The organism is Paraburkholderia sp. RHO2 (assembly GCF_050955445.1).
In the GTDB taxonomy this organism is placed as follows: Bacteria; Actinomycetota; Actinomycetes; order Mycobacteriales; family Mycobacteriaceae; genus Prescottella; species Prescottella agglutinans_A.
In genome coordinates, this window is sequence record NZ_CP162617.1 from 4278682 (window position 1) to 4298807 (window position 20126).

Annotated in this window: 22 protein-coding genes, 4 tRNA genes and 2 pseudogenes; 8 read left to right on the forward strand and 20 right to left on the reverse strand. The window is 69.4% G+C overall.

Annotated elements, in window-relative coordinates:
• Nucleotide 1: 1 nt before the first annotated feature.
• From nusG to ABTV10_RS19900, 11 genes and pseudogenes are all read right to left on the reverse strand, one after another.
• Nucleotides 2–805: a transcription termination/antitermination protein NusG gene (gene nusG / locus ABTV10_RS19850; protein ID WP_499029601.1), complete on the reverse strand. Its 804-nt coding sequence runs from the start codon at nucleotides 803–805 to the stop codon at nucleotides 2–4.
• Between the two features lie 60 nt (nucleotides 806–865).
• Entirely contained in the window at nucleotides 866–1378 is a 513-nt protein-coding gene (gene secE / locus ABTV10_RS19855) for a preprotein translocase subunit SecE (protein WP_499029603.1), read from the reverse strand.
• 34 nt (nucleotides 1379–1412) lie between these two features.
• Nucleotides 1413–1485 (reverse strand) — tRNA-Trp (locus ABTV10_RS19860).
• Nucleotides 1486–1647: 162 nt separating this feature from the next.
• Nucleotides 1648–2073: a (3R)-hydroxyacyl-ACP dehydratase subunit HadB gene (gene hadB / locus ABTV10_RS19865; RefSeq protein ID WP_433606776.1), complete on the reverse strand. Its 426-nt coding sequence runs from the start codon at nucleotides 2071–2073 to the stop codon at nucleotides 1648–1650.
• Nucleotides 2060–2608: a (3R)-hydroxyacyl-ACP dehydratase subunit HadA gene (hadA, locus tag ABTV10_RS19870; protein ID WP_499029605.1), complete on the reverse strand. Its 549-nt coding sequence runs from the start codon at nucleotides 2606–2608 to the stop codon at nucleotides 2060–2062. The genes hadB and hadA overlap by 14 nt, the downstream gene beginning before the upstream one ends.
• Nucleotides 2609–2701: 93 nt before the next feature.
• Nucleotides 2702–2869, reverse strand: coding sequence for a 50S ribosomal protein L33 (gene rpmG / locus ABTV10_RS19875; RefSeq protein WP_031937658.1), 168 nt, complete (start codon nucleotides 2867–2869; stop codon nucleotides 2702–2704).
• 62 nt (nucleotides 2870–2931) lie between these two features.
• Nucleotides 2932–3004, reverse strand: a tRNA-Met gene (locus ABTV10_RS19880).
• A 45-nt stretch (nucleotides 3005–3049) separates the two neighbouring features.
• Nucleotides 3050–3122 (reverse strand) — tRNA-Thr (locus ABTV10_RS19885).
• A gap of 366 nt (nucleotides 3123–3488) precedes the next feature.
• Nucleotides 3489–3659, reverse strand: a pseudogene (locus tag ABTV10_RS19890) (aldehyde dehydrogenase family protein); the annotation flags it as partial.
• Between the two features lie 272 nt (nucleotides 3660–3931).
• A pseudogene (locus tag ABTV10_RS19895) lies at nucleotides 3932–4537 on the reverse strand (aldehyde dehydrogenase family protein); the annotation flags it as partial.
• Nucleotides 4538–4739: 202 nt separating this feature from the next.
• Nucleotides 4740–4825, reverse strand: a tRNA-Tyr gene (locus ABTV10_RS19900).
• Nucleotides 4826–4992: 167 nt separating this feature from the next.
• Here ABTV10_RS19900 and ABTV10_RS19905 point away from each other — a divergent pair.
• Complete coding sequence (locus tag ABTV10_RS19905; protein ID WP_499029607.1) at nucleotides 4993–5484, forward strand: YajQ family cyclic di-GMP-binding protein; 492 nt, start codon at nucleotides 4993–4995, stop codon at nucleotides 5482–5484.
• A 75-nt stretch (nucleotides 5485–5559) separates the two neighbouring features.
• On the opposite strand, the gene htpX is transcribed toward ABTV10_RS19905, so the two are convergent.
• Both htpX and ABTV10_RS19915 read right to left on the reverse strand, forming a co-directional pair.
• The gene (htpX, locus tag ABTV10_RS19910) at nucleotides 5560–6465 is read right to left on the reverse strand and encodes a zinc metalloprotease HtpX (protein WP_499029609.1); all 906 of its coding nucleotides are present in this window, start codon (nucleotides 6463–6465) and stop codon (nucleotides 5560–5562) included.
• A 116-nt stretch (nucleotides 6466–6581) separates the two neighbouring features.
• A complete protein-coding gene (locus ABTV10_RS19915) occupies nucleotides 6582–7595 on the reverse strand; it encodes a polyprenyl synthetase family protein (RefSeq protein ID WP_499029611.1) in 1014 nt (337 codons plus the stop codon).
• A 131-nt stretch (nucleotides 7596–7726) separates the two neighbouring features.
• On the opposite strand from ABTV10_RS19915, the gene ABTV10_RS19920 reads away from it, so the two are divergent.
• Nucleotides 7727–8998: a geranylgeranyl reductase family protein gene (locus ABTV10_RS19920; RefSeq protein WP_499029613.1), complete on the forward strand. Its 1272-nt coding sequence runs from the start codon at nucleotides 7727–7729 to the stop codon at nucleotides 8996–8998.
• Between the two features lie 104 nt (nucleotides 8999–9102).
• Here the strand turns inward: ABTV10_RS19920 and ABTV10_RS19925 are convergent, their stop codons facing one another.
• Genes ABTV10_RS19925 through menD form a run of 4 tightly spaced genes read right to left on the reverse strand, consistent with a single transcriptional unit; the run spans nucleotide 9103 to nucleotide 12625 of the window.
• On the reverse strand, nucleotides 9103–9801 hold the full coding sequence (locus tag ABTV10_RS19925; RefSeq protein WP_499029614.1) for a demethylmenaquinone methyltransferase: 699 nt from the start codon (nucleotides 9799–9801) through the stop codon (nucleotides 9103–9105).
• Between the two features lie 23 nt (nucleotides 9802–9824).
• A complete protein-coding gene (locus tag ABTV10_RS19930; protein WP_499029615.1) occupies nucleotides 9825–10514 on the reverse strand; it encodes a phosphatase PAP2 family protein in 690 nt (229 codons plus the stop codon).
• A 36-nt stretch (nucleotides 10515–10550) separates the two neighbouring features.
• Nucleotides 10551–10982 carry a hypothetical protein gene (locus ABTV10_RS19935; RefSeq protein WP_499029616.1) on the reverse strand — a complete coding sequence of 144 codons (432 nt, stop codon included), beginning with the start codon at nucleotides 10980–10982 and terminating at the stop codon, nucleotides 10551–10553.
• On the reverse strand, nucleotides 10979–12625 hold the full coding sequence (gene menD / locus ABTV10_RS19940) for a 2-succinyl-5-enolpyruvyl-6-hydroxy-3-cyclohexene-1-carboxylic-acid synthase (RefSeq protein WP_499029618.1): 1647 nt from the start codon (nucleotides 12623–12625) through the stop codon (nucleotides 10979–10981). Before menD ends, ABTV10_RS19935 begins: the two co-directional genes overlap by 4 nt.
• Before the next feature lie 62 nt (nucleotides 12626–12687).
• On the opposite strand from menD, the gene ABTV10_RS19945 reads away from it, so the two are divergent.
• The gene (locus ABTV10_RS19945) at nucleotides 12688–13287 is read left to right on the forward strand and encodes a flavin reductase family protein (RefSeq protein WP_499029620.1); all 600 of its coding nucleotides are present in this window, start codon (nucleotides 12688–12690) and stop codon (nucleotides 13285–13287) included.
• Nucleotides 13288–13352: 65 nt separating this feature from the next.
• Nucleotides 13353–14177, forward strand: coding sequence for a siderophore-interacting protein (locus ABTV10_RS19950; RefSeq protein WP_499029622.1), 825 nt, complete (start codon nucleotides 13353–13355; stop codon nucleotides 14175–14177).
• A gap of 108 nt (nucleotides 14178–14285) precedes the next feature.
• Here the strand turns inward: ABTV10_RS19950 and ABTV10_RS19955 are convergent, their stop codons facing one another.
• Genes ABTV10_RS19955 through ABTV10_RS19965 form a run of 3 tightly spaced genes read right to left on the reverse strand, consistent with a single transcriptional unit; the run spans nucleotide 14286 to nucleotide 16437 of the window.
• Complete coding sequence (locus tag ABTV10_RS19955) at nucleotides 14286–14732, reverse strand: DUF6918 family protein (RefSeq protein ID WP_499029624.1); 447 nt, start codon at nucleotides 14730–14732, stop codon at nucleotides 14286–14288.
• A 47-nt stretch (nucleotides 14733–14779) separates the two neighbouring features.
• Entirely contained in the window at nucleotides 14780–15793 is a 1014-nt protein-coding gene (locus tag ABTV10_RS19960; RefSeq protein WP_499029626.1) for an o-succinylbenzoate synthase, read from the reverse strand.
• A complete protein-coding gene (locus tag ABTV10_RS19965; protein WP_499029628.1) occupies nucleotides 15790–16437 on the reverse strand; it encodes a PaaI family thioesterase in 648 nt (215 codons plus the stop codon). Before ABTV10_RS19965 ends, ABTV10_RS19960 begins: the two co-directional genes overlap by 4 nt.
• A gap of 83 nt (nucleotides 16438–16520) precedes the next feature.
• Between ABTV10_RS19965 and ABTV10_RS19970 the strand changes: the two genes are divergently transcribed.
• From ABTV10_RS19970 to ABTV10_RS19985, 4 genes are all read left to right on the forward strand, one after another.
• Entirely contained in the window at nucleotides 16521–17414 is an 894-nt protein-coding gene (locus tag ABTV10_RS19970) for a 1,4-dihydroxy-2-naphthoyl-CoA synthase (RefSeq protein ID WP_433606803.1), read from the forward strand.
• A 120-nt stretch (nucleotides 17415–17534) separates the two neighbouring features.
• On the forward strand, nucleotides 17535–17753 hold the full coding sequence (locus ABTV10_RS19975) for an SGNH hydrolase domain-containing protein (RefSeq protein ID WP_499035225.1): 219 nt from the start codon (nucleotides 17535–17537) through the stop codon (nucleotides 17751–17753).
• Nucleotides 17754–17825: 72 nt separating this feature from the next.
• On the forward strand, nucleotides 17826–18449 hold the full coding sequence (locus ABTV10_RS19980; protein WP_499029630.1) for a dienelactone hydrolase family protein: 624 nt from the start codon (nucleotides 17826–17828) through the stop codon (nucleotides 18447–18449).
• The gene (locus ABTV10_RS19985) at nucleotides 18446–20101 is read left to right on the forward strand and encodes a RecQ family ATP-dependent DNA helicase (RefSeq protein ID WP_499029632.1); all 1656 of its coding nucleotides are present in this window, start codon (nucleotides 18446–18448) and stop codon (nucleotides 20099–20101) included. The genes ABTV10_RS19980 and ABTV10_RS19985 overlap by 4 nt, the downstream gene beginning before the upstream one ends.
• The last annotated feature ends 25 nt before the right edge of the window (nucleotides 20102–20126 follow it).

A 20126-nucleotide genomic window follows, 5' to 3' on the forward strand; every position in this document is an offset into this window, starting at 1 on the left:
GCTAGATCTTCGAGACCTGATTGAAGGACAGCTCCACCGGGGTCTCGCGACCGAAGATCGAGACGAGGACCTTGAGCTTCTGCTGCTCGGCGTTGACCTCGCTGATGCTCGCCGGGAGGGTCGCGAACGGGCCGTCCATGACGGTGACCGACTCGCCGACCTCGAAGTCGACCTCGATGACCGGCTTCGCGACGGTCGGTGCGGCGACCTCGCCACCGGCAGCGGCGGCAGCCGCGGCAGGCTTCTTCTGGCCCTCCTGCGGCATGAGGAACTTGACGACCTCGTTCAGCGTGAGCGGCGACGGGCGCGAGGTGGCACCGACGAAACCGGTGACGCCGGGGGTGTTGCGGACCGCGCCCCACGACTCGTCGTTCAGCTCCATGCGCACGAGGATGTAGCCAGGAAGGATCTTGCGGTTGACCTGCTTGCGCTGGCCGTTCTTGATCTCGGTGACCTCTTCGGTGGGAACCTCCACCTGGAAGATGTAGTCGCCGACGTCGAGGTTCTGGACGCGGGTCTCGAGGTTGGCCTTCACCTTGTTCTCGTAGCCGGCGTACGAGTGGATGACGTACCAGTCGCCGGGCGCGCGGCGCAGCGCTGCCTTGAACTCGGCGACGGGATCGACTGCTTCCTCGGGAGCCTGTTCCGCGACGGCACCGTCCTCGAGCTGCACGTCGGCAGCGTCAGCAGTGTCGTCCTCGACCGTCTCGTCGACAGACACAGCGTCGTCGGTGTCTTCGGTTACCGCCTCGGCCGAAACGCGCTCCTCGGCCAGGGCCTCGTAGTCGTTCTCGGGGGTGCTCACTGGAGGCACTCTTCCTCTCGTCAATCACATCGTTCGGGAACGCCGACGGGCGCGCCCGAGTTAGCCGAACAACCAGCTGACGCCCTTGATGAATCCGACGTCGAGGAGGCTGATGAACGTCACCATGAAGGCGACGAACACGAGCACAACACTGGTGTAGGTGATCATCTGCTTACGATTGGGCCAGATGACCTTACGGAGCTCGGCAATCACTTCCCGCAGGAAGCGACGAATCCGCTTGAAGATGTTCTCCGTGCGGGGCTTGTCCGCCTTGCGAGACTTACTGGCGACCGACTTCGACACCGCAGAGGACGCGGAGCGAGACTTGGTCGACTTGACGGAAGACGCGGCGACCGCCGGCTTGACCGCCTCGACGGGCTCTGCGATATCGGTGCCGGCGCGGCGCGCGGTGCGCTTGCCGCTGGGCTTTCCTGCTGGGGCCGCACTCTTGGGGCTCTCTTCAGCAGTGACCTCGCCGTTCGCGGGCTGGTCGGGAACGGCCGATCCGTCGACAGGGCCGGAGTCCGCAGACTCGGGAGTGCCGTCGTCGCGCTTACCGCGCTCCTCGCTCACCGTCGTTCCTCTCAGTCGCTGGCCGGTCCGGGTGCAGGGGCGACAGGACTTGAACCTGCAACCTGCGGTTTTGGAGACCGCTGCTCTGCCAGTTGAGCTACGCCCCTTTGTCGACCGATCGAACTGGTCGACCTATCTGGGTTCACATGACATGCGCGCCACCCCTGTGCGGACTGTTACCAGCACCGTAGGGCAGCGCGCAGCGCCTGAGTAACCCCAGAAACTCTAGTGTACTTCAATGCCCGGATCAAACCCAATCCGCTCGGCACTCAGGCCAAACGGACCGTTGCGGTGGCCCGCCCGAAGATCTTGCGACCCTCCGATCGTGCCACGATCGCGACTACTGCGGTCTTGCTTTCGGCGTCCACCGACTTGACCTTGCCGGTGAACTCCACTTCGGCAGCCTTGTCGGCCGCCACATACACCGGGCTGGTGAACCGAACGTTGTATTCGGTCACGGCACCCGGATCGCCGAGCCAGGACGAGACGAACCCGCCACCCAGACCCATCGTGAGCATCCCGTGCGCGACGACATCCGGCAAGCCGGCCAGTCGGGCCACGTGGTCGCTCCAGTGGATGGGGTTGGGATCACCCGACACGCCGGCGTAGTTGACGAGATTGCCACGGGTCAGGGTGACGATGCGCTCGGGCAGTTCCTCGCCGACGGCGACGTCCTCGAACTTACGGAGCGACATGCATCATCACATCCTTGACCGCGTGTGCGATGTTCTCGTCCACTTCACCCCCGGAGCGCGCGACGAGCGTGGTCCAGGTGGTCTGGACCAGTTCGCCGTTCACGTCGGAGATGATGTTTTTGGTGACGATGATGTCGCTGCCTGCTACCTGGCGGAACGATTCCAGGTACACGTCGCAGATCAATCGGTCACCGGCCTTCAGCGGCCTGTGGAACACGAGCCGCTGATCGGTCTGCATGATCTGACTGAGGTCGTAACCGGTTACGACCTCCTCGAACAGCTTCCGCTGCGCGAGCATGCCGACGATCGACACGAAGGTCAGGGGTGCGATGAGGCCGTCGTAACCGAGGCCCTCAGCCGCATTCTCGTCGTGATGAGCGGGGTGATCATCGAGCACCGCACGGGCGTACTCGCGGATCTTCTCCCGGCCGATCTCGTAGAAGTCGGTCACGCGATAGTGGTGCCCGACCATCTCGGCCGCATGCGCGGCGGGGTCGGAGACCAACTCGGCCTCTCTCACGACTGTTTCTGTCACAGCGAAACTCCCCTGCCCTGCTAGACGCAACAACTTCCGTTAGGGCAGTGTGACAGTGAACCTAACGCGCGAGCGTCGACTCCGAGAAGAAACTTACTTGGACTCGCGATGCGCCTGGTGAGTTCCGCAGTTCGGGCAGAACTTCTTCAGCTCGAGGCGATCGGGATCGTTGCGGCGGTTCTTCTTGGTGATGTAGTTGCGGTGCTTGCACACCTCACAGGCCAAGGTGATCTTCGGCCGAACGTCAGTCGAGGAGGCCACTGGATGCCTTCTTTCGCGTGAATCTGATCAGAAAACGATCAGGGTGGATCATTCATCTTGTGTAGCGGTGACCGGACTTGAACCGGCGACGCAACGATTATGAGTCGTTTGCTCTACCAACTGAGCTACACCGCCTCGGTGTCGAGTGTCGCGCGAAACCGGCGGCACCACAATCCAGCGAGCCCCCTGACGGAATCGAACCGTCGACCTTTTCCTTACCATGGAAACGCTCTGCCGACTGAGCTAAGGGGGCGTGGCTGTCCTGCGCATCTCTGCGCGCTGAAGCCTCCAGAAGATTACACAGACCTTCGCCCGAGAAACAAATTGGCAGGTCAGAGCCGGTAAATCGTGACTGCGCCGCGCACTCCCCGTCGTTCTCAGGCACCGATGCGCAGCCGCGCACGCCGATGGGCGTGTCCGGGAGCGCCGGCCACGCCGTTCGATCACCCGTCGAACGGCGTGGCCGGCCGCGGAGCGGGGCCCTCAGGCGTGGCTGACGCGGCTCACCGCACGCCCGACGGCATCGAGTCCAGGAGCACCGTCTTGGCCTCCAGGTACACGGCCGAAGGCCGTCGCGGCCGCCATCACGCCCCATGCCGGATTGCTTGAAGCCGCCGAACGCGATGCCGAAGTCGGTCCGGAACCCGTTGTGCCCGACGGTGCCGGATCGCAGCTGCCGCGACACCGCCCAGGCGCGCTCGACGTCGTGCGTGAACACCGACGCGTTGAGGCCGTAGATGGTGTCGTTCGCGATGCCGACGGCGTCGTTGTCGGCCGCGATGACGCTCACGACCGAGACCCTCGACCTTGTCGAGCTGCCGCGCCATCGCGAGCGGGCCCATCTCGGTCTCCGGGTCGAACGGGTCGCCGACCCGGATCGCGGACATCGCGACGCCCAGGGCCTCGACGAACTCGTCGAGGACGACGCCGGCGGACTCGCCACCGAGCTCGAGCGTGCAGCGGGCGATCCGCTCCCCGCACAGCGAGGCGATGTGCCGCCCACACCTCCCGCTCGGCCGTCACGACGTTGACGACGCCGGCGGGAAGCCCGCACGCCTCGACGATCTCCGCGAACACGTACGCGGCGCCCGGGGCCTTGGGCGAGGCCTTCACGACGACGGTGCAGCCCGCGATGAGCGCCGGGGCGACCTTGTTCGCGATGAGGCCCTGCGGGCTGTTCCGCGGAATGATCGGGGCGACCATCCCGACCGGCTCGCGGACCAGCAGGCCGACACCGCGGCTGGAGCTGGGCTGGTGCTGCTCGACCCACTCGTAGCTGTGGGCGAGGCCCGCGTAGAAGTCGAAGACATCGCCGGACTGCGCCGACGCGTCCGTGGAGGCCGCGGCGAGGATGCCCATCTCACTGGTCCAGATCCGGCCGAGTTCGGCGCTGCGCTCGCGGATGGCGGCGCCGATCGCCCGGACATACGGGGCGCGCTCGGCGTGCGTCATACGCGACCACGGGCCGCGGTCGAACGCTCCCCGGCCCGCGTCGACGGCACGCGATACGTCCTGTGCGCCGGCCTCGGCGACGGTGAGGAACACGTCCTCGGTCGCCGGGTTGACGACGTCGAACCGCGCGGGCGTCGACGGCTCGACCCACTCACCGCCTAGGAACAGACTTCCCGGGTGCTTCACCGACTCGTTCGCGTTGATCAGACCTGCCATCGGGGGAACGACGCCTTCGCGCGTCCGTCGCCCGACCTGTGACGGACACCACTTCCACCGGACGTTAGAGAGGGCGCGGTATCGAAAGACCACGCAGTCTCGACCAGTCGGACAGATCACAGTCCGCTCGCGCCGCCACGGAGGAGAGGGGAAGGACCCCGAAAACAGTTCAGCCCCGGCCCTTTCAGGGCCGGGGCTGAGCTGGTGGCAGGTGTAGGATTCGAACCTACGTAGGCGTAAGCCGACGGATTTACAGTCCGCTCCCATTGGCCGCTCGGGCAACCTGCCTGGTCGCGCTCAGAGAACCGAAGCTCGCTCTGACGCGTATCGAAGAATACAACGAAGTCCCCCCGGATACGCAAACCGGGTGGATACAGGGGGTTGCGACCCGATAGCGTCAGGGCAACCCACCCCCGTCGGGGTGGGGTCGACCGCTATGAATTCAGGAGTGTGCAGTGGCTGATTCGTCCTTCGATGTGGTGAGCAAGGTTGATCGTCAAGAGGTGGACAACGCTCTGCATCAGGCTGCGAAGGAGCTGGGCACGCGGTTCGACTTCCGCAACACGGGGGCGAGCATCGAGTGGTCCGGCGAGGAGACCATCACGCTGACCGCCGACACCGAGGAGCGCCTAGTCGCCGCGCTCGACGTGTTCAAGGAGAAGCTGATCCGCCGCGATATCTCGCTCAAGGCGTTCGACGCCGGCGAGCCGTCGCAGTCCGGCAAGATCTACAAGCTGAGCGGGTCCCTGGTCCAGGGCATCAGCAGCGAGAACGCCAAGAAGATCTCGAAGAAGATCCGCGACGAGGGCCCCAAGGGCGTCAAGGCGCAGATCCAGGGCGAGGAGCTGCGCGTCAGCAGCAAGAAGCGCGACGACCTGCAGGCCGTCATCTCGCTGCTGAAGAACGAGGACTTCGGGATCGCCCTGCAGTTCGTCAACTACCGCTGACGTCACCCCCGCTGCCGAAGCACAGGCCGCACATCTTCCCGTAGGGAACGTGTGCGGCCTGTGCCATCTGAAACTTCAGTGCTCCCGGTAGGTCGGGGGCAGACCCCCGTCGGAGGGGCCACCCCCGGCCATCTTCTCCAGACGGGCGATCCGGTCGGCCATGGGCGGGTGGGTGGAGAACATCTTGCTGACCCGGTCGCCGGCGCGGAACGGGTTGGCGATCATCATGTGCGACTGCGCCGCGATCTTCGGTTCCGGCGGCAGCGGCGCGGCCTGCGTGCCGCGTTCGAGCTTGCGCAGCGCCGACGCGAGCGCCAGCGGATCACCCGTCAGCTCGGCCCCGGACTGATCGGCCTGGTACTCCCGCGACCGCGACACCGCGAGCTTGACGACGGTGGCCGCGATCGGCCCCAGCAGCGAGACCAGAAGCAGCGCAATGGGATTGGCCCCCTGCCCGTTGCCGCGGCCGCCGAACATGTTCGCATACAACGCCATGTTCGCAAGGCCCGAGACGACGGCCGCCATCGCGCCGGCGACCGACGAGATCAGGATGTCGCGGTTGTAGACGTGGGACAGTTCGTGGCCGAGCACGGCCCGCAGTTCCCGTTCGTCGAGGATGTCGAGGATGCCGCTCGTGCAGCACACCGCCGCATGCCGGGGGTTCCGGCCGGTCGCGAAGGCATTGGGGGCCGCGGTGGGGCTGATGTACAGCCGGGGCATCGGCTGGTGCGCCGCGGTCGCGAGTTCGCGGACGATCTTGTAGATGACCGGCGCCTGCACCTCGGTGATGGGCTGGGCATGCATCGCGCGCAACGCGAGCTTGTCGCTGTTGAAGTACGCCCACGCGTTGGTCGCCACCGCCAGGAAGATCGAGAAGATCAGGATGTTCCGGTTGCCGAACAACGAGCCGATGAAGATGATCAGCGCCGACATCCCGACCAGCAGCCCGAAGGTCTTGGCACCGTTTGCGTAACCGTGCACGACTCGCCTCTTCCCTATCCGCCGTCACCCTGGACCCGGGACGGCTCCTGCCAAGACAACGAACCAGCCCGGGAACACGGTTCCCGGGCTGGTGTGAAGGCTACTTCAGCGAGTGGTCAGCCGACGCGTTCGACGGTGTACCCGACGAGTCGCACCAGCGCCTCGTTGGCCGGGCCCTGCGGCAGCTGCGCGAGCTCGACGCGCGCCCGATCGGCGTACTCGCCGAGCTTCGCCTTGGCCGCGGCCATGCCCGGCGAGCGCTCGAGCAGCGCCAGGGCCTCGGCGAGGTCGGCGTCGTCCGTGACGGGTCCGGCGAGCAGTTCCCGGAGGCGATCCGCGTCGGATCCCTCCTCGCGCAGCGCGTACAGCACCGGCAGCGTGTGGACACCCTCGCGCAGGTCGGTCCCGGGGGTCTTGCCGGACTGCTCGGACGCCGACGAGATGTCGATGATGTCGTCGGCGATCTGGAACGCGGTGCCGACGGCGTCGCCGAGGCGCTCGAGCCGGGCGATCTGGTCGGCGTCGGCGCCCGAGAAGGTACCGCCGAAGCGTCCGCTGGCCGCGATCAGCGAGCCGGTCTTCTCCCACACGACCTTGAGGTAGTGCTCCACCGGATCCTGGTGTTCGCGCGCACCGATCGTCTCCCGCATCTGCCCGGTGACCAGCTCCGCGAACGTCTCCGCGATGATCCGCACCGCCTCGGGGCCGAGCGTCGACACCAGACGCGAGGCGTGGGCGAACAGGTAGTCGCCGGCCAGGATCGCGATGCTGTTGCCCCAACGGGCATTGGCACTCGGGGCGCCGCGCCGCATCGCGGCCTCATCCATGACGTCGTCGTGGTACAGCGTCGCCAGGTGGACGAGCTCGACGACGGTGGCCGCGGTCACGACGGCGGGGTCGGAGCCCTTGGGTCCCAGCTGCGCAGTCAGGACGGTGAACAGCGGACGGAACCGCTTGCCGCCGGCCTTGGCGAGGTGCAGCGCCGCTTCGGTGAGGAAGTCCTCACCGTCGGACAGCTCGCTGACCAGAAGCTCCTCGACGCGGGCGAGCCCGTCGCGCACGACGTCCGCGAGCTGCTGGTCGCCGAGATCGACTCCGGCGACGACAGTGCTCGACCCCTCAGTGCTCACGATGTCAGTACTCATTCCTGTAGTCGGTGACGCCTCGGTAACCACGGTAGTGAACCTAGCGGTATCACCGGCCGGTACCGAACCTGCCCTCGCCGCGTTGTCCTACCTCAGCCTGAGAAGATACTGGGGTGGTGGCCGACAATTTCCCGACCGCAGGGTCCAGCGATGCCCCGAATCTCCCCTCGAGCACGGAAGTACTGGTCGTCGGCGCCGGTCCGGCGGGTTCCTCGGCCGCGGCGTGGGCGGCGCGCGACGGCCGCGACGTCCTTCTCGTCGACGCGGCGACGTTTCCCCGGGACAAGACGTGCGGTGACGGCCTGACGCCGCGGGCGGTCGCCGAACTCGACCAGCTGGGGCTGGGCGACTGGATCCGCGAACGCACCGTCAACAGGGGCCTGCGACTGACCGGGTGGGGCCGGGAACTGCAGCTGCCGTGGCCCGGTGGGACGCTGCCCGCGGTCGGCAGCGCCGTCCCGCGTGCGGAACTCGACGACCGTCTGCGTCTCACGGCGGTCGACTCGGGCGCACGAATGGTCCAGGGCGCCAAGGCTGTCGGCGTCGACCTCGACGGCGACCGGGTGCATGCGGTGACGCTGAAGACGGCCGCCGGCCCGCGCACCGTCACGTGCGAGAAGCTGATCGTCGCCGACGGTGTGCGCTCGACGCTCGGCAAGCAACTGGGCCGCGAGTGGCACCGCGACACCGCGTACGGCGTCGCGGCCCGGGCGTACGTGTCGTCGGGTCGCAGCGACGATCCGTGGATCACGTCACACCTCGAGCTGCGCGACGACACCGGCGCGCTGCAGCCCGGCTACGGCTGGGTGTTCCCGCTCGGGACCGGCGAGGTGAACATCGGTGTCGGCACGCTCGCGACCGCCAAGCGGCCGGCCCCGGGTGCGCTGCGGCCGCTGCTCGACCTGTACGTCGCGCAGCGGCGCACCGAGTGGCAGCTCGACGGCAACGTGCATGCGGTGGCGTCGGCGCTGCTGCCGATGGGTGGTGCCGTGTCGAACATCGCGGGCCGCAACTGGGCGCTGATCGGCGACGCCGCCGCGTGTGTGAATCCGCTCAACGGCGAGGGCATCGACTACGGACTCGAGGGCGGCCGCCTGGTGGCGCGGGTGCTCGACGAGCCCGACCTCACCGACGTGTGGCCGGGGATCCTGCGCGACCGCTACGGCCGCGCGTTCTCGATCGCACGCCGGTTGGCGGGGCTGCTGACGCTCGCGCGGTTCCTGCCGGCGTCGGGCCCGGTGGCGATGCGCTCACGCGCGATGATGGCGGTCGCGGTGCGGGTGATGGGCAACCTCGTCACCGACGAGGACGCCGACGCCGTCGCCCGCGCGTGGCGCACGTCCGGGGCGGCGTCCCTGCGACTCGATACGCGGCCACCGTTCGCCTGATCCCATTCACCGCTCGGATTCGGCAACCCACGCCGCGATCTGTGCGAAATGCTCTGCCACGCTACTCCGCGATGGTCCCGTCGCCGCCGGGATCGCGGGCGACGTCAGCGAACGGCGCGGTGCAGCGCGACGATGCCACCGGTGAGGTTCCGCCACTGCACGTTCCTCCAGCCGGCAGCCTCGATCCGCTTGGCGAGGTCCTCCTGCGCGGGCCAGGCGCGGATCGACTCCGCGAGGTAGACGTACGCGTCGGGGTTGCTGCTGACGGCGCGCGCGACCTGCGGAAGCGCCTTCATCAGGTATTCCATGTAGATCTTGCGGAACGGCCCGAACACCGGCGTGGAGAACTCGCTCACCACGAGGCGCCCGCCGGGTTTGGTGACGCGGGCGATCTCGCGCAGGCCGGCGTCGAAGTCGGAGACGTTGCGCAGGCCGAACGAGATGGTGGCGGCGTCGAACACGCCGTCGGCGTACGGCAGGTGCATGGCGTCGCCGGCGACCATCGGGACGTTGCGGCCGATACCGGCCTGGAGCATGCCCTTGGAGAAGTCGGTGGCCACCACCCAGGCGCCGGAGCGGCCGAGTTCGACGGTGGAGACGCCGGTGCCGGCGGCGAGGTCGAGGACCCGCTCCCCCGGCTTCAGGTCGAGGGCAGCACGCGTGGCCTTGCGCCAACTGCGGTCCTGCCCGAAGGAGAGCACTGTGTTCGTCAGGTCGTATCGCTCGGCGACCCCGTCGAACATGGACGCGACCTCGTGCGGATCCTTCTCGAGCGAGGCCCGCGATCCGTGTGTTTCTGCCACGCTCGAAGACGCTACCAACCGGCTCACGCCTCGATGTCCGCTGCCGGGCTGTCCGGCGACGGGGCATCCGCCGACGGGGTGCGCCGGGTCAGGGCGCGGGCCTTGCCGCGGGCCCACGGCACGAGCATCACCACCACCGCGATCGTGACGGAAGAGCCGAGAACCGCGCCGGCGAGGACGTCGTGCGGGTAGTGGACGCCCTGCACCACGCGGGCCGCGGCGATGAGGACGGCGAGCGCGATCACCAGGCCCCGCTGCACCGACGACAGCATCTGCTCCGACGCCAGCACGATGGCGGTCGCGAGACCGACCGCGATGACGGTGTGGTTGCTCGGGAAGGACCAGTCCCCGACCGCGGGGCAGTCCGGCAGCGCCACCTGGGTGCGGCACGGCCGGTCCTCGCCGACGAGCGACTTGACGATCTCGCTGAGCGCGTAGGCGACGACGACACCGACCCCGCCCATCAGCAGGTCCCCGAGGTACGGGGAGCGGGTGCGCCACATCTGCACGGCGAGCACCGCGAACAGTGCCACGAGCACGAGCAGCCCGACGTCCGCGATGAGCCCGACTCCGGGCAGGTCCGCCGTGTGCGGGACGATCGCGCGGTAGATCGCTGCGCTCACATCGCGCAGCAGGTACAGCGCCACCACGACCACCGACGCGGCGATCAGCATCATCCCCGCGCGTTCGGCACTCCTCGTACTGGTTCGCATTCGACCGAGGATAGAAACCGTTCCTGAGTGAACTTCTCAGGAATTGTCGGAATTGCCGCTTCGCGCCCGGCGGCGCAGCACGAAGAGCACCGGCAGGGCCACGAGCCACGTCACGACGATCACCGATCCGGCGGGCACGATGGCGACCCGCGCGTCACGCCCGGCGACACGGACCAGGTCCGGATCGCTGCGTGAGTACTCGACGTCGATGCGCTGGCCGGCGGTCAGATTGGTCGGATAGAGCACGCCGAGTTTCGGGTTGTGGGTGACGCCGTCGGGCGTGACGAAGCTGACCGCCGACCGCAGCGAACCCGCCGACAGCACCTCCGCGGTCGCGGTGCCCATGTCCGACTCGATGGTCCGGTCGTTGCGCCACGCCGCCAGCACGAGCAGGACCGCCAGCACCGAGATCCCGATCGCGGCGACGACGATCCCGACGAACGTCCGGCGCGCGACGCGGGGACTCACAGCTGTGCCCGCACGGCGGCGTGCAACTCGCGCAGGCCGGACCGTTCGGTGGCCACCTCGAGCACCCGGATGCCCTCCGACGGCTCGGTCAGTGCGGCGGCGAGTCCCGACAGCGTGACGTGTGCGTGCGGGATCCGATACGCGGCGCACAGCGCGGCCAGGTCCATCCCGTGCGGCGTCCCGAAGACGCGCTCGAACACGCCCGCGTACTGCGGGTCGCCCTGCTCGAGCAGCTCGAAGATGCCGCCACCGTCGTCGTTGGCGACGACGATCGTCAGATCCTTCGGACGCGGCTCACCGGTCCCGATGAGCAGGCCCGACGCGTCGTGCAGGAACGTCAGGTCGCCGAGCAGGGCCACGGTGCGGCCCTCGTTCTCATAGGCGAGCGCCGCGCCGACCGCGCTGGAGACGGTGCCGTCGATGCCGGCGACGCCGCGGTTGGACAGCACCCGCACCCCGGCGCGCGGGTAGCTCACGAGCGCCGCGTCGCGCACCGGGTTGGACGCGCCCAGCAGCAGCTGGTCGCCGTCGGACAGCGCGTCCATGACCGCCGCCGCAACATGCAGGCCGGTGGTCTTGGGGTGCGCCGCGAGCTGCGAGCGGACGGCCTTGTCGGCGTGCTCGGACAGGTGCCGGCAGCGCGCGATCCACGCCGGGTCGGGCTCGCCGGACACCACGGCGCGGGTGCCGGTGGCGCGGACGTTGCCGGAGACATCGGGCCAACGCGGGCCGGTGGTGAGCGCGTACACCGCGACGGCGGGATCGGCGAGCAGCTTGGAGACGGGTCGGTGCAGCGTGGGCCGGCCGGTGATGATCGCCTGACGCGGCTTGAGTTGCGGCAGCGCGAGCGGGTGCAGCGGCAGCCCGTGCAGCGGCGCTGTCGGCTCGGCCACGGTCGGCAGCCCGGCAAGCTCGGGCCGGTAGGCGGCACCGTGCCCGGAGATCACGACGGTGTCGGGCGTGATGTCGAGGTCCATCGGCACGTCCAGGGTGGCGTGCGTCGTCGTGGTCCACGGCGCGCCGTCGGGGCGGCCCTCCGGCATCGGCCCCTGCGCGTGGACGTCGGGCACGAGCGGCTCGCGCAGCGGGATGTCGAAGTGGACGGGTCCGGCGTTGCCGGAGCGGGTGCCGCGGGCGGCGGCGAGCACCCGGCACACCGCGGAGCGCCACTGGCTGTTCTGTTCGTCGAAGCGGATCCCACGCAGCGACTCGTCGCCGGCCTCCTCGGCCAGTCCGAGGCTGATCGCCGCGCGCACCTGGCTGCCGAACAGTCCGAATTGTTCGACGGTCTGGTTGGCGCCGGTGCCGAGCAACTCGTACGGGCGGTTGGCGCTGAGCACGATGAGCGGAATCCGCGCGTAGTTCGCCTCGAGCACGGCCGGGCCGAGGTTCGCGACCGCGGTACCGGAGGTCATCACGACCGGGACCGGGCGCCCGCCCGCGATCGACAGACCCAGGGCCAGGAAGCCGGCGGTGCGCTCGTCGATGCGCATGTGCAGGCGAATCCGCCCCGCGGTGTCGGCGGCCTGCAGCGCGAACGCCAGCGGCGCGTTGCGCGAACCCGGGCAGAGCACGGCCTCACGTACCCCGCCGCGGATCAGTTCGTCGACGACGGCGGTGGCTTGTGCAGTGGACGGATTCACGCCTTCCAGATTGGCAGACGCTGCGGTCGCCGCGCCGCGAGGGGGCTGCCACGATGGTCGGCATGGTGCGCACGATCTTCGACCCCGCCGACATCGATCCCGGCCGCTTCTACAAGGTGCTGACCGCGTCGGTGGTGCCGCGGCCGATCGCGTGGGTGTCGACGCTGTCGGCGGACGGCGTGCCCAATCTGGCGCCGTACAGCTTTTTCACGGTGTCGAGCGCGAATCCCCCGGTGGTGCAGTTCACGTCGGTCACCCGCAAGGACAGCCTGCGGAACATCGAGGCGACCGGCGAGTTCGTGGTCAACGTCGCGACCGAACCGATGGTCGAACAGGTCAACGCCAGTTCGGCGCCGTACGAGCCGGGCACCGACGAGTTCGCGGTGCTCGGCATCGCGAGCGAGCCGAGCGGGCGGGTGCGTCCGCCCCGGGTCGCCGACTCCCCCGTGGCGATCGAGTGCCGGCTGCGGCAGGTGATCGAGGTGGGCGAGTCGTTCGTCGTGATGGGTGACGTGCTGGCGGTCGCGGTGCGGCCGGAGACGCTCGCCGACGACGACCTGCCCGCGTTCGCGGCGCTGGCGCCGCTCAGCCGCCTGGGCCGCGACGAATGGGGCATGACGCCGCCGGTCCGCCGCTTCCGCCGTCCGGGCCGCCCTGGCTGACCCAGCGGGAACGCGTTCGTATTAGGGTTGGCTAAACTATCACCGGATTCGCGGGACGGAATGCCATGGCCAAACGCTCCAAGTTCGTCAAACCCGAACAGCGCGAGATCGTCTCGGCGCACGTGCTGGGCAGCAAGCGGATCAGCCCCAACTTCGTCCGCGTCACCATCGGCGGCGACGGCCTGCACGGGTTCACCCCGATGGGTTTCGACCAATGGTTCCGGATGTTCATTCCGGAGGCCGGACAGAGCGACGTCCGGCTGCCGCACTCCGCCGGCAGCCTGTGGTACGCGCAGTACAAGCTGATCCCCAAGGACGCCCGACCGGTGCTCCGGAACTACACGGTCCGCGAATTCCGTCGCGCCGGAGGCATTTTCGGCGACGGCCCGGAACTCGACATCGACTTCGCGTCGCACGGCGACCTCGGCCCGGCGTCGGCGTGGGCCGACGCCTGCGCCGCGGGCGATCCGCTGGGCCTGCTGGACGAGGGCCTGATCTACAACCCCACCCCCGATGCCCGCTGGCACCTGCTGGTGGGCGACGAGAGCGCGCTGCCCGCGATCGTCGGCATCCTCCGGTCCGTCGACCCGGGTCTGCGGGTGCGCGCGTACATCGAGATCCCGCACGCCGACGACGCGCAGAGCGTGGCCGTGAGCGACAACGTCGAACTGCACTGGCTGGTGCGTGACGACGCGTCGGCGAAGCCCGGCGAACTCGCGCTCGCGACGGTGCGGGCCGCCGAGCTGCCCGAGGGCCCGTTCTACACGTTCGTCGCCGGCGAGAGCGATCTCGCGACGGGCGTGCGCCGGCACCTCGTCGCCGACCGGCACGTGCCCAAGTCCGACATCGCGTTCACCGGCTACTGGCGCCGCGGCCGAGCCGCGTACTGATACGGCGGCCGAGCCGCGTATCGATACAGCGGACACGCCGCGTACTGAACCCGAAAACGACAGTGGGCCCGCCCGGATCACCGGACGGGCCCACCGTGTCGCCAGGAACTAGGCGGCGTGCTTCTGCACCAGGTCGCCGAGACGCGGCAGCGCCTCGATGACATGCTTCTTCGCCGACGGGCGCAGCGTCGAGTAGACCTTCTTGATCGCGCCCTTGTCGGTGCCCTCGATGCGCTCGTCCGTCACGCCCAGCAGGGCGTCGGCCGCGGCATCGCTGCGCGCGGTCAGGAACGCCGAGAAGCTGCCCTCACCACTCGCGACGAACTCCTGCCAGAACGGCTCGAGCCGCGCGACGAACGCCGGCAGCAGTCCCTCGATGGCGTCCGGCACGATCGACGGGCCGACCTTCTTCACCGCCGAGTAGCCGCCCTTCAGCGCAAGCCCCGACGCACCCTTCTTGTCAGAGACCTCCGCGTCGACGAGCGCTTCGACGTCCGCGAGAACCGCGGGCATCCGTGCGTCGTCCAACAGGGTGTCGTTCAGCGCTGCAACCACTTCCAATGCCTCCGTATCGACTGGTCCGTATCTGGCCGGGCACGACACTATACGAGGCCGTTACCTCCGCCGACCACGAGCAGTTCGTAACAGCGCCGCAGCCGGGCGAGCCACCACTCGGCGCGCTCGGCCGAGGCGGCCAGTCGGGAGACACGGGCGGAGTCCGGGACGACCGGACAGGCGTCCAGGCTGCCGTCGGACATCGCGCGCGGCTCGGCCGTCACGTCGGCGGCGAACAGGCCCCCGGTACCCAGCCCGCACGCGTGCTCCAGGTTCGGCAGCGCGGCCGCCGCGGCCAGTCCGGCGCCCATCCCGACGGCCGTGTCCAGGGCGCTCGACACCACGACCGGCACGCCGTACCCGGCGAGTTCGTCGGCGAGCGCGAGCAGGCGGCGCATGCCGCCGAGCGGCGGCACCTTCACCACGGCGACGTCCGCGCCCCCCGCGCGCACCACCTTCAGCGGGTCCTCGGCGCGACGGATGCTCTCATCGGCCGCGATCGGGACGCCGGGCAGGCGGCGGCGGACCTCGACGAGTTCGGGCACGCTCGCACAGGGTTGCTCGGCGTACTCGAGCGGGCCGTCGGCCGTGAGAGCCGTCAGTGCACGGACCGCTTCCTCGACGTCCCAGCCGCCGTTGGCGTCGATCCGCACGTTCGGGACAAGGGCGCGCACGGCGCTGACCCGTGCGACGTCCTGCGCGAGGCTCTGTCCCTTCTCGGCGACCTTGACCTTCGCGGTGCGGGCGCCGGGGAACCGCGTGAGGATCTCCGGCACCTGTTCGGGGCCGATCGCCGGCACGGTCGCGTTGACCGGCACCCGATCCCGCACCGGCGCAGGCGGACCGAGCCACGCGGCCTCGAGCCCGGCACGCAGCCAGTGCGCGGCCTCGGCGTCGTCGTACTCCGGGAACGGCGCGAACTCGCCCCACCCGGCGGGGCCCTCGAGCAGGACGGCCTCGCGAGTGGTGATGCCGCGGAAGCGAACCCGCATGGGCAGGCTCACCACGCGGGCGCCCGCCAGCACCTCGTCGATGGGCGGGAACCCGGACGTCACCGTCACGGCTGGCCGGGCAGCAGCTGGACCATGAGCGCCTCGCAGTCGGCGAGCACCGTGCCGTCTCGGTCGCGCAACTCCGCGGTGCAGAAGATCTTGCGGCCCTCGACCCGGTCCACGCGCCCCTCGATGACCAGTTCCGTCTCGATCGGGGTGACCTTGCGGTAGTTGACGTGCAGGTACCCGGTACGGGCGATCGGGTGGCCCGCCTCGTGGACGATCATGCCGAGCAGGTCGTCGAACAGCAGCCCGATCGTGCCGCCGTGCGCGGCGCCGTTGCCGCCGCGGTGGAACATGCGGAACATCCCGCGGCCCCTGACCCCTTCGACGCCGTTGCGCTCGAAGATCCACGGCAGGAGCAGCAGGCTGCCGCGGCCGGGCAGATCCGAGTTGAAGCCGGCGGGCTGCTTGCCCTCCGGAACCCGGTACGGCTCGATGAGCGCGGCCAGCGCCTCGGCCTGTGCGATCGCCTGCTCGGCGACGTCGTCGGGGATATGCGTCGACACCGCGAGGTCCTGTAACCGCCGGAACGACTCGACGAACCGCTCGAAGTTCGGACCCGCCTCGACAGGGGTGAACACCGGGAACCCGCCGTGGTGTGCGTGGACGTCGTCCCCGGTGACCGCCTCGGTCCGCAGTTGATCGCTCATCCCTGCACGGTAACGCCGGGGTGACGAGGTTCCGACGCGAGGTGCTCCCCCGACACACCGGGGCCGCGGCCTATCCTCGCTCCGTGACCTTCAACCCGCAGCTCTGGCGTCCCGTCCCCGGTTTCGAGGACCTCACCGACATCACGTACCACCGACATGTCACCGAGGGCATCGTCCGCATCGCGTTCGATCGCCCCGAGGTGCGGAATGCGTTCCGCCCGCACACCGTCGACGAGCTGTACCGCACGCTCGACCACGCCCGCATGACCTCCGACGTCGGGTGCGTGCTGCTCACCGGCAACGGCCCGAGCCCCAAGGACGGCGGCTGGGCGTTCTGTTCGGGCGGCGACCAGCGCATCCGCGGCCGCAGCGGCTACCAGTACGCATCCGGTGAGACCGCCGAGACGGTGGACCCGGCGCGCGCCGGCCGCCTGCACATCCTCGAGGTGCAGCGCCTGATCCGGTTCATGCCGAAGGTCGTCATCGCCCTGGTCAACGGCTGGGCCGCGGGCGGCGGACACAGCCTGCACGTCACGTGCGACCTGACGCTCGCCTCCCGCGAGCACGCCCGCTTCAAGCAGACCGACGCCGACGTGGGCAGCTTCGACGGCGGCTACGGCAGCGCGTACCTCGCAAAGATGGTGGGCCAGAAGTTCGCCCGCGAGATCTTCTTCCTCGGCGACACCTACACCGCCGAGGAGATGCACCAGATGGGCGCGGTCAACCGGGTCGTCGACCACGACGAACTCGAGAACGTCGCGATCGAGTGGGGTACCAAGATCAACGGTAAGTCCCCTCAGGCGCAGCGCATGCTCAAGTACGCGTTCAACCTTCAGGATGACGGTCTGGTGGGCCAGCAACTGTTCGCCGGCGAGGCCACCCGCCTGGCCTACATGACCGACGAGGCCGTCGAGGGCCGCGACTCGTTCCTGCAGAAGCGCGACCCGGACTGGTCGCCGTACCCCTGGTACTATTGACCTCCCCTTTACTCGCGCATCGGGTAAAGGTTCCTACGCCGAGATTCGAGAATCGGCTAGGCAGGTTCCCACTTCGTCGGGGTCTGCGAGCGCAAGCACTCGCCGGATCGGGCGGTGGCGATGAACGCGTCCGGGATCGCGGCCGAGGCTGCGGCGACGTCGGCCGGCGGCGGGGAGTACGCCGACCTCACCGACCTGTTCTGCACCGCCGACCGCTGCCCGGTGATCGTCGGCAACGACCTGGTGTTCCGCGACGACAACCACCTCACAATCGAGCACGCCCAGGCGCTCTCACCGGTCGTGGCCGCACTCGCCGACCGCGCCCTCGCCGGCGGCTGATCCTGGGCGCGAGATCGGTCTCGGGGCCCGATTCCCCTTGGGCGACCCCGCGATCGGGTGTGCAATGGACAGGTGAGCACCGAGACGAAGTTCGCGGTCGACGGCGTCCACCTGTCGGGCTCGCTGACCGATCCGGCCGGAGACCTGCCGGTGGTCGTGTTCGCGCACGGCAGCGGTAGCGGCCGGTTCAGTCCGCGCAACCGCTTCGTGGCCGAACTCCTGCAGGACGTCGGCCTGGGCACGCTGCTGTTCGACCTACTCGCCCCCGATGAGGAGGGGGACCGTCGGCTGGTGTTCGACATCCCGCTGCTGTCGGCGCGGCTCACCGAGGTCACTGCGCAGCTGCGGGAGCGGGCACCGTCGATCGCGTACTTCGGGGCGAGCACGGGTGCCGCCGCGGCCCTGCACGCCGCCGCCGCGCGCGACGCCGACATCGCCGCGATCGTCTCCCGCGGCGGACGCCCCGACCTGGCCGGGTCGCGGCTGTCGGCGGTGCGGGCGCCGACGCTGCTGCTGGTCGGTTCCCTCGATACCGCGGTGATCGAACTGAACCGGCAGGCCGCGGAGCTGCTCGAGTGCGAGCACGAACTCGTGATCGTTCCGGGCGCGACGCACCTGTTCGAGGAGCCCGGCACCCTCGACATCGTCGCCGATCACGCCCGGAACTGGTTCGTCGCGCACGGGCGCCGATCGTGACGGATTCCGCTCGGCTGCCGACGGAAATCCTGCAGGATCGCGACCGCACCGACGACCTGCGCCGGGTGGCGCGCGAGGACTTCGGCTGGGAACGACTCAAGCCCGGGCAGCTCGAGGCGATGGCGCCCATCCTCGACGGCCGCGACGTGGTGGCGGCGATGCCCACCGGCTACGGCAAGTCCGCGGTCTACCAGGTGACTGCCGCGCTACGCGAGGGCATGACGCTGGTGATCTCGCCACTCATCGCCCTCGAACACGACCAGGTGTCGGGCATCGAGGCCGCCGACGACGCCCCTGTCGCGCTGGCGGTGAACTCCACGCTCGGACCGCGCCGGACCGCGGAGGCCTGGCGGATCGTGGAACAGGCCGGCGCGGAGTATGTGTTCCTCTCCCCTGAGCAACTCGCGAACGAGACGACGCTGCAGCGGCTCGCGGCGTCGGACGTCTCGCTGATCGTGGTGGACGAGGCGCACTGCATCAGCGCGTGGGGCCACGACTTCCGGCCCGACTACCTCCGGCTGGGCGCCGCGATCGACCGGCTGGGCCATCCCCCGGTGCTGGCGCTGACCGCGACGGCGTCGCCGCCGGTGCGGGAGGAGATCGTCACACAGTTGCGGATGCGGGACCCGCTCGTGGTGGTGGGCGGCTTCGATCGCCCGAACATCCGGCTCGAGGTGCAGCGGTGCATCACCGCCGACGACAAGAGGCGCGCGCTGCTGACCCGAGTCCAGCGGATGTCGGGCACCGGCCTGCTGTACGTGTCCACCCGCGCGGCGACGCTGCAGTACGCGCGGTGGCTGGCCGAGGCCGGGCTCCGCACCGCGGCCTACCACGGCGGGATGCGCGGGACCGACCGCAGCCGCGTGCACGAGGGCTTCCTGGACGGCCGGTTCGACGTGGTGGTGGCGACGTCGGCGTTCGGGCTCGGCATCGACAAGCCCGACGTCCGGTTCGTGTTGCACGAGTCGGTGCCGGATTCGCTCGACGACTACTACCAGCAGATCGGCCGGGCGGGCCGCGACGGCGCCGACGCGCTGGCGCTGCTGTTCTACCGTCCCGAGGATCTGGCGCTGCGCACGTTCTTCGCGGCGACGCACCCACGTGAGGACGCGCTGCGCCGGATATATCGGGCAATCCCGTCGGATCCGATCCCGCTGCGCGAGTTGCGATCCCGGACGGGCCTGCGGTCCCGGACCGTGACGAACACGGTCAACCTCCTGGCCCGCGCCGACGTCATCCGTGACGATTCGGCCGGCATCGCGTCGCTCGGTGTCGCCGACGACGCCGCCGTGGCCGCGGCCCTGCACGTCGCGACGGTGGACCGCCGGATGGACCGCTCCCGCGTCGAGATGATGCGCGGCTACGCCGAGACCCGCGGGTGCCGACGACGCTTCCTGCTCGAGTACTTCGGCGAGTACCCCGACGGGCGTTGCGGGAACTGCGACAGCTGCGACGACAACCGCGGCGCGCCAACAACGTCCGCGCAGATTCCGTTCCCGGTCGACACCCGGGTGACGCACCGGGCGTGGGGCGGCGGCGTGGTGATGCGCACCGAGGCCGACCGGATCACCGTCCTGTTCGACGAGCACGGGTACCGGACGCTGTCACTGGAAGCGCTCGACGGCACAGATCTGCTTCGCCCGATCAGCTGACGAGGACACTCCACGACCAGGCACA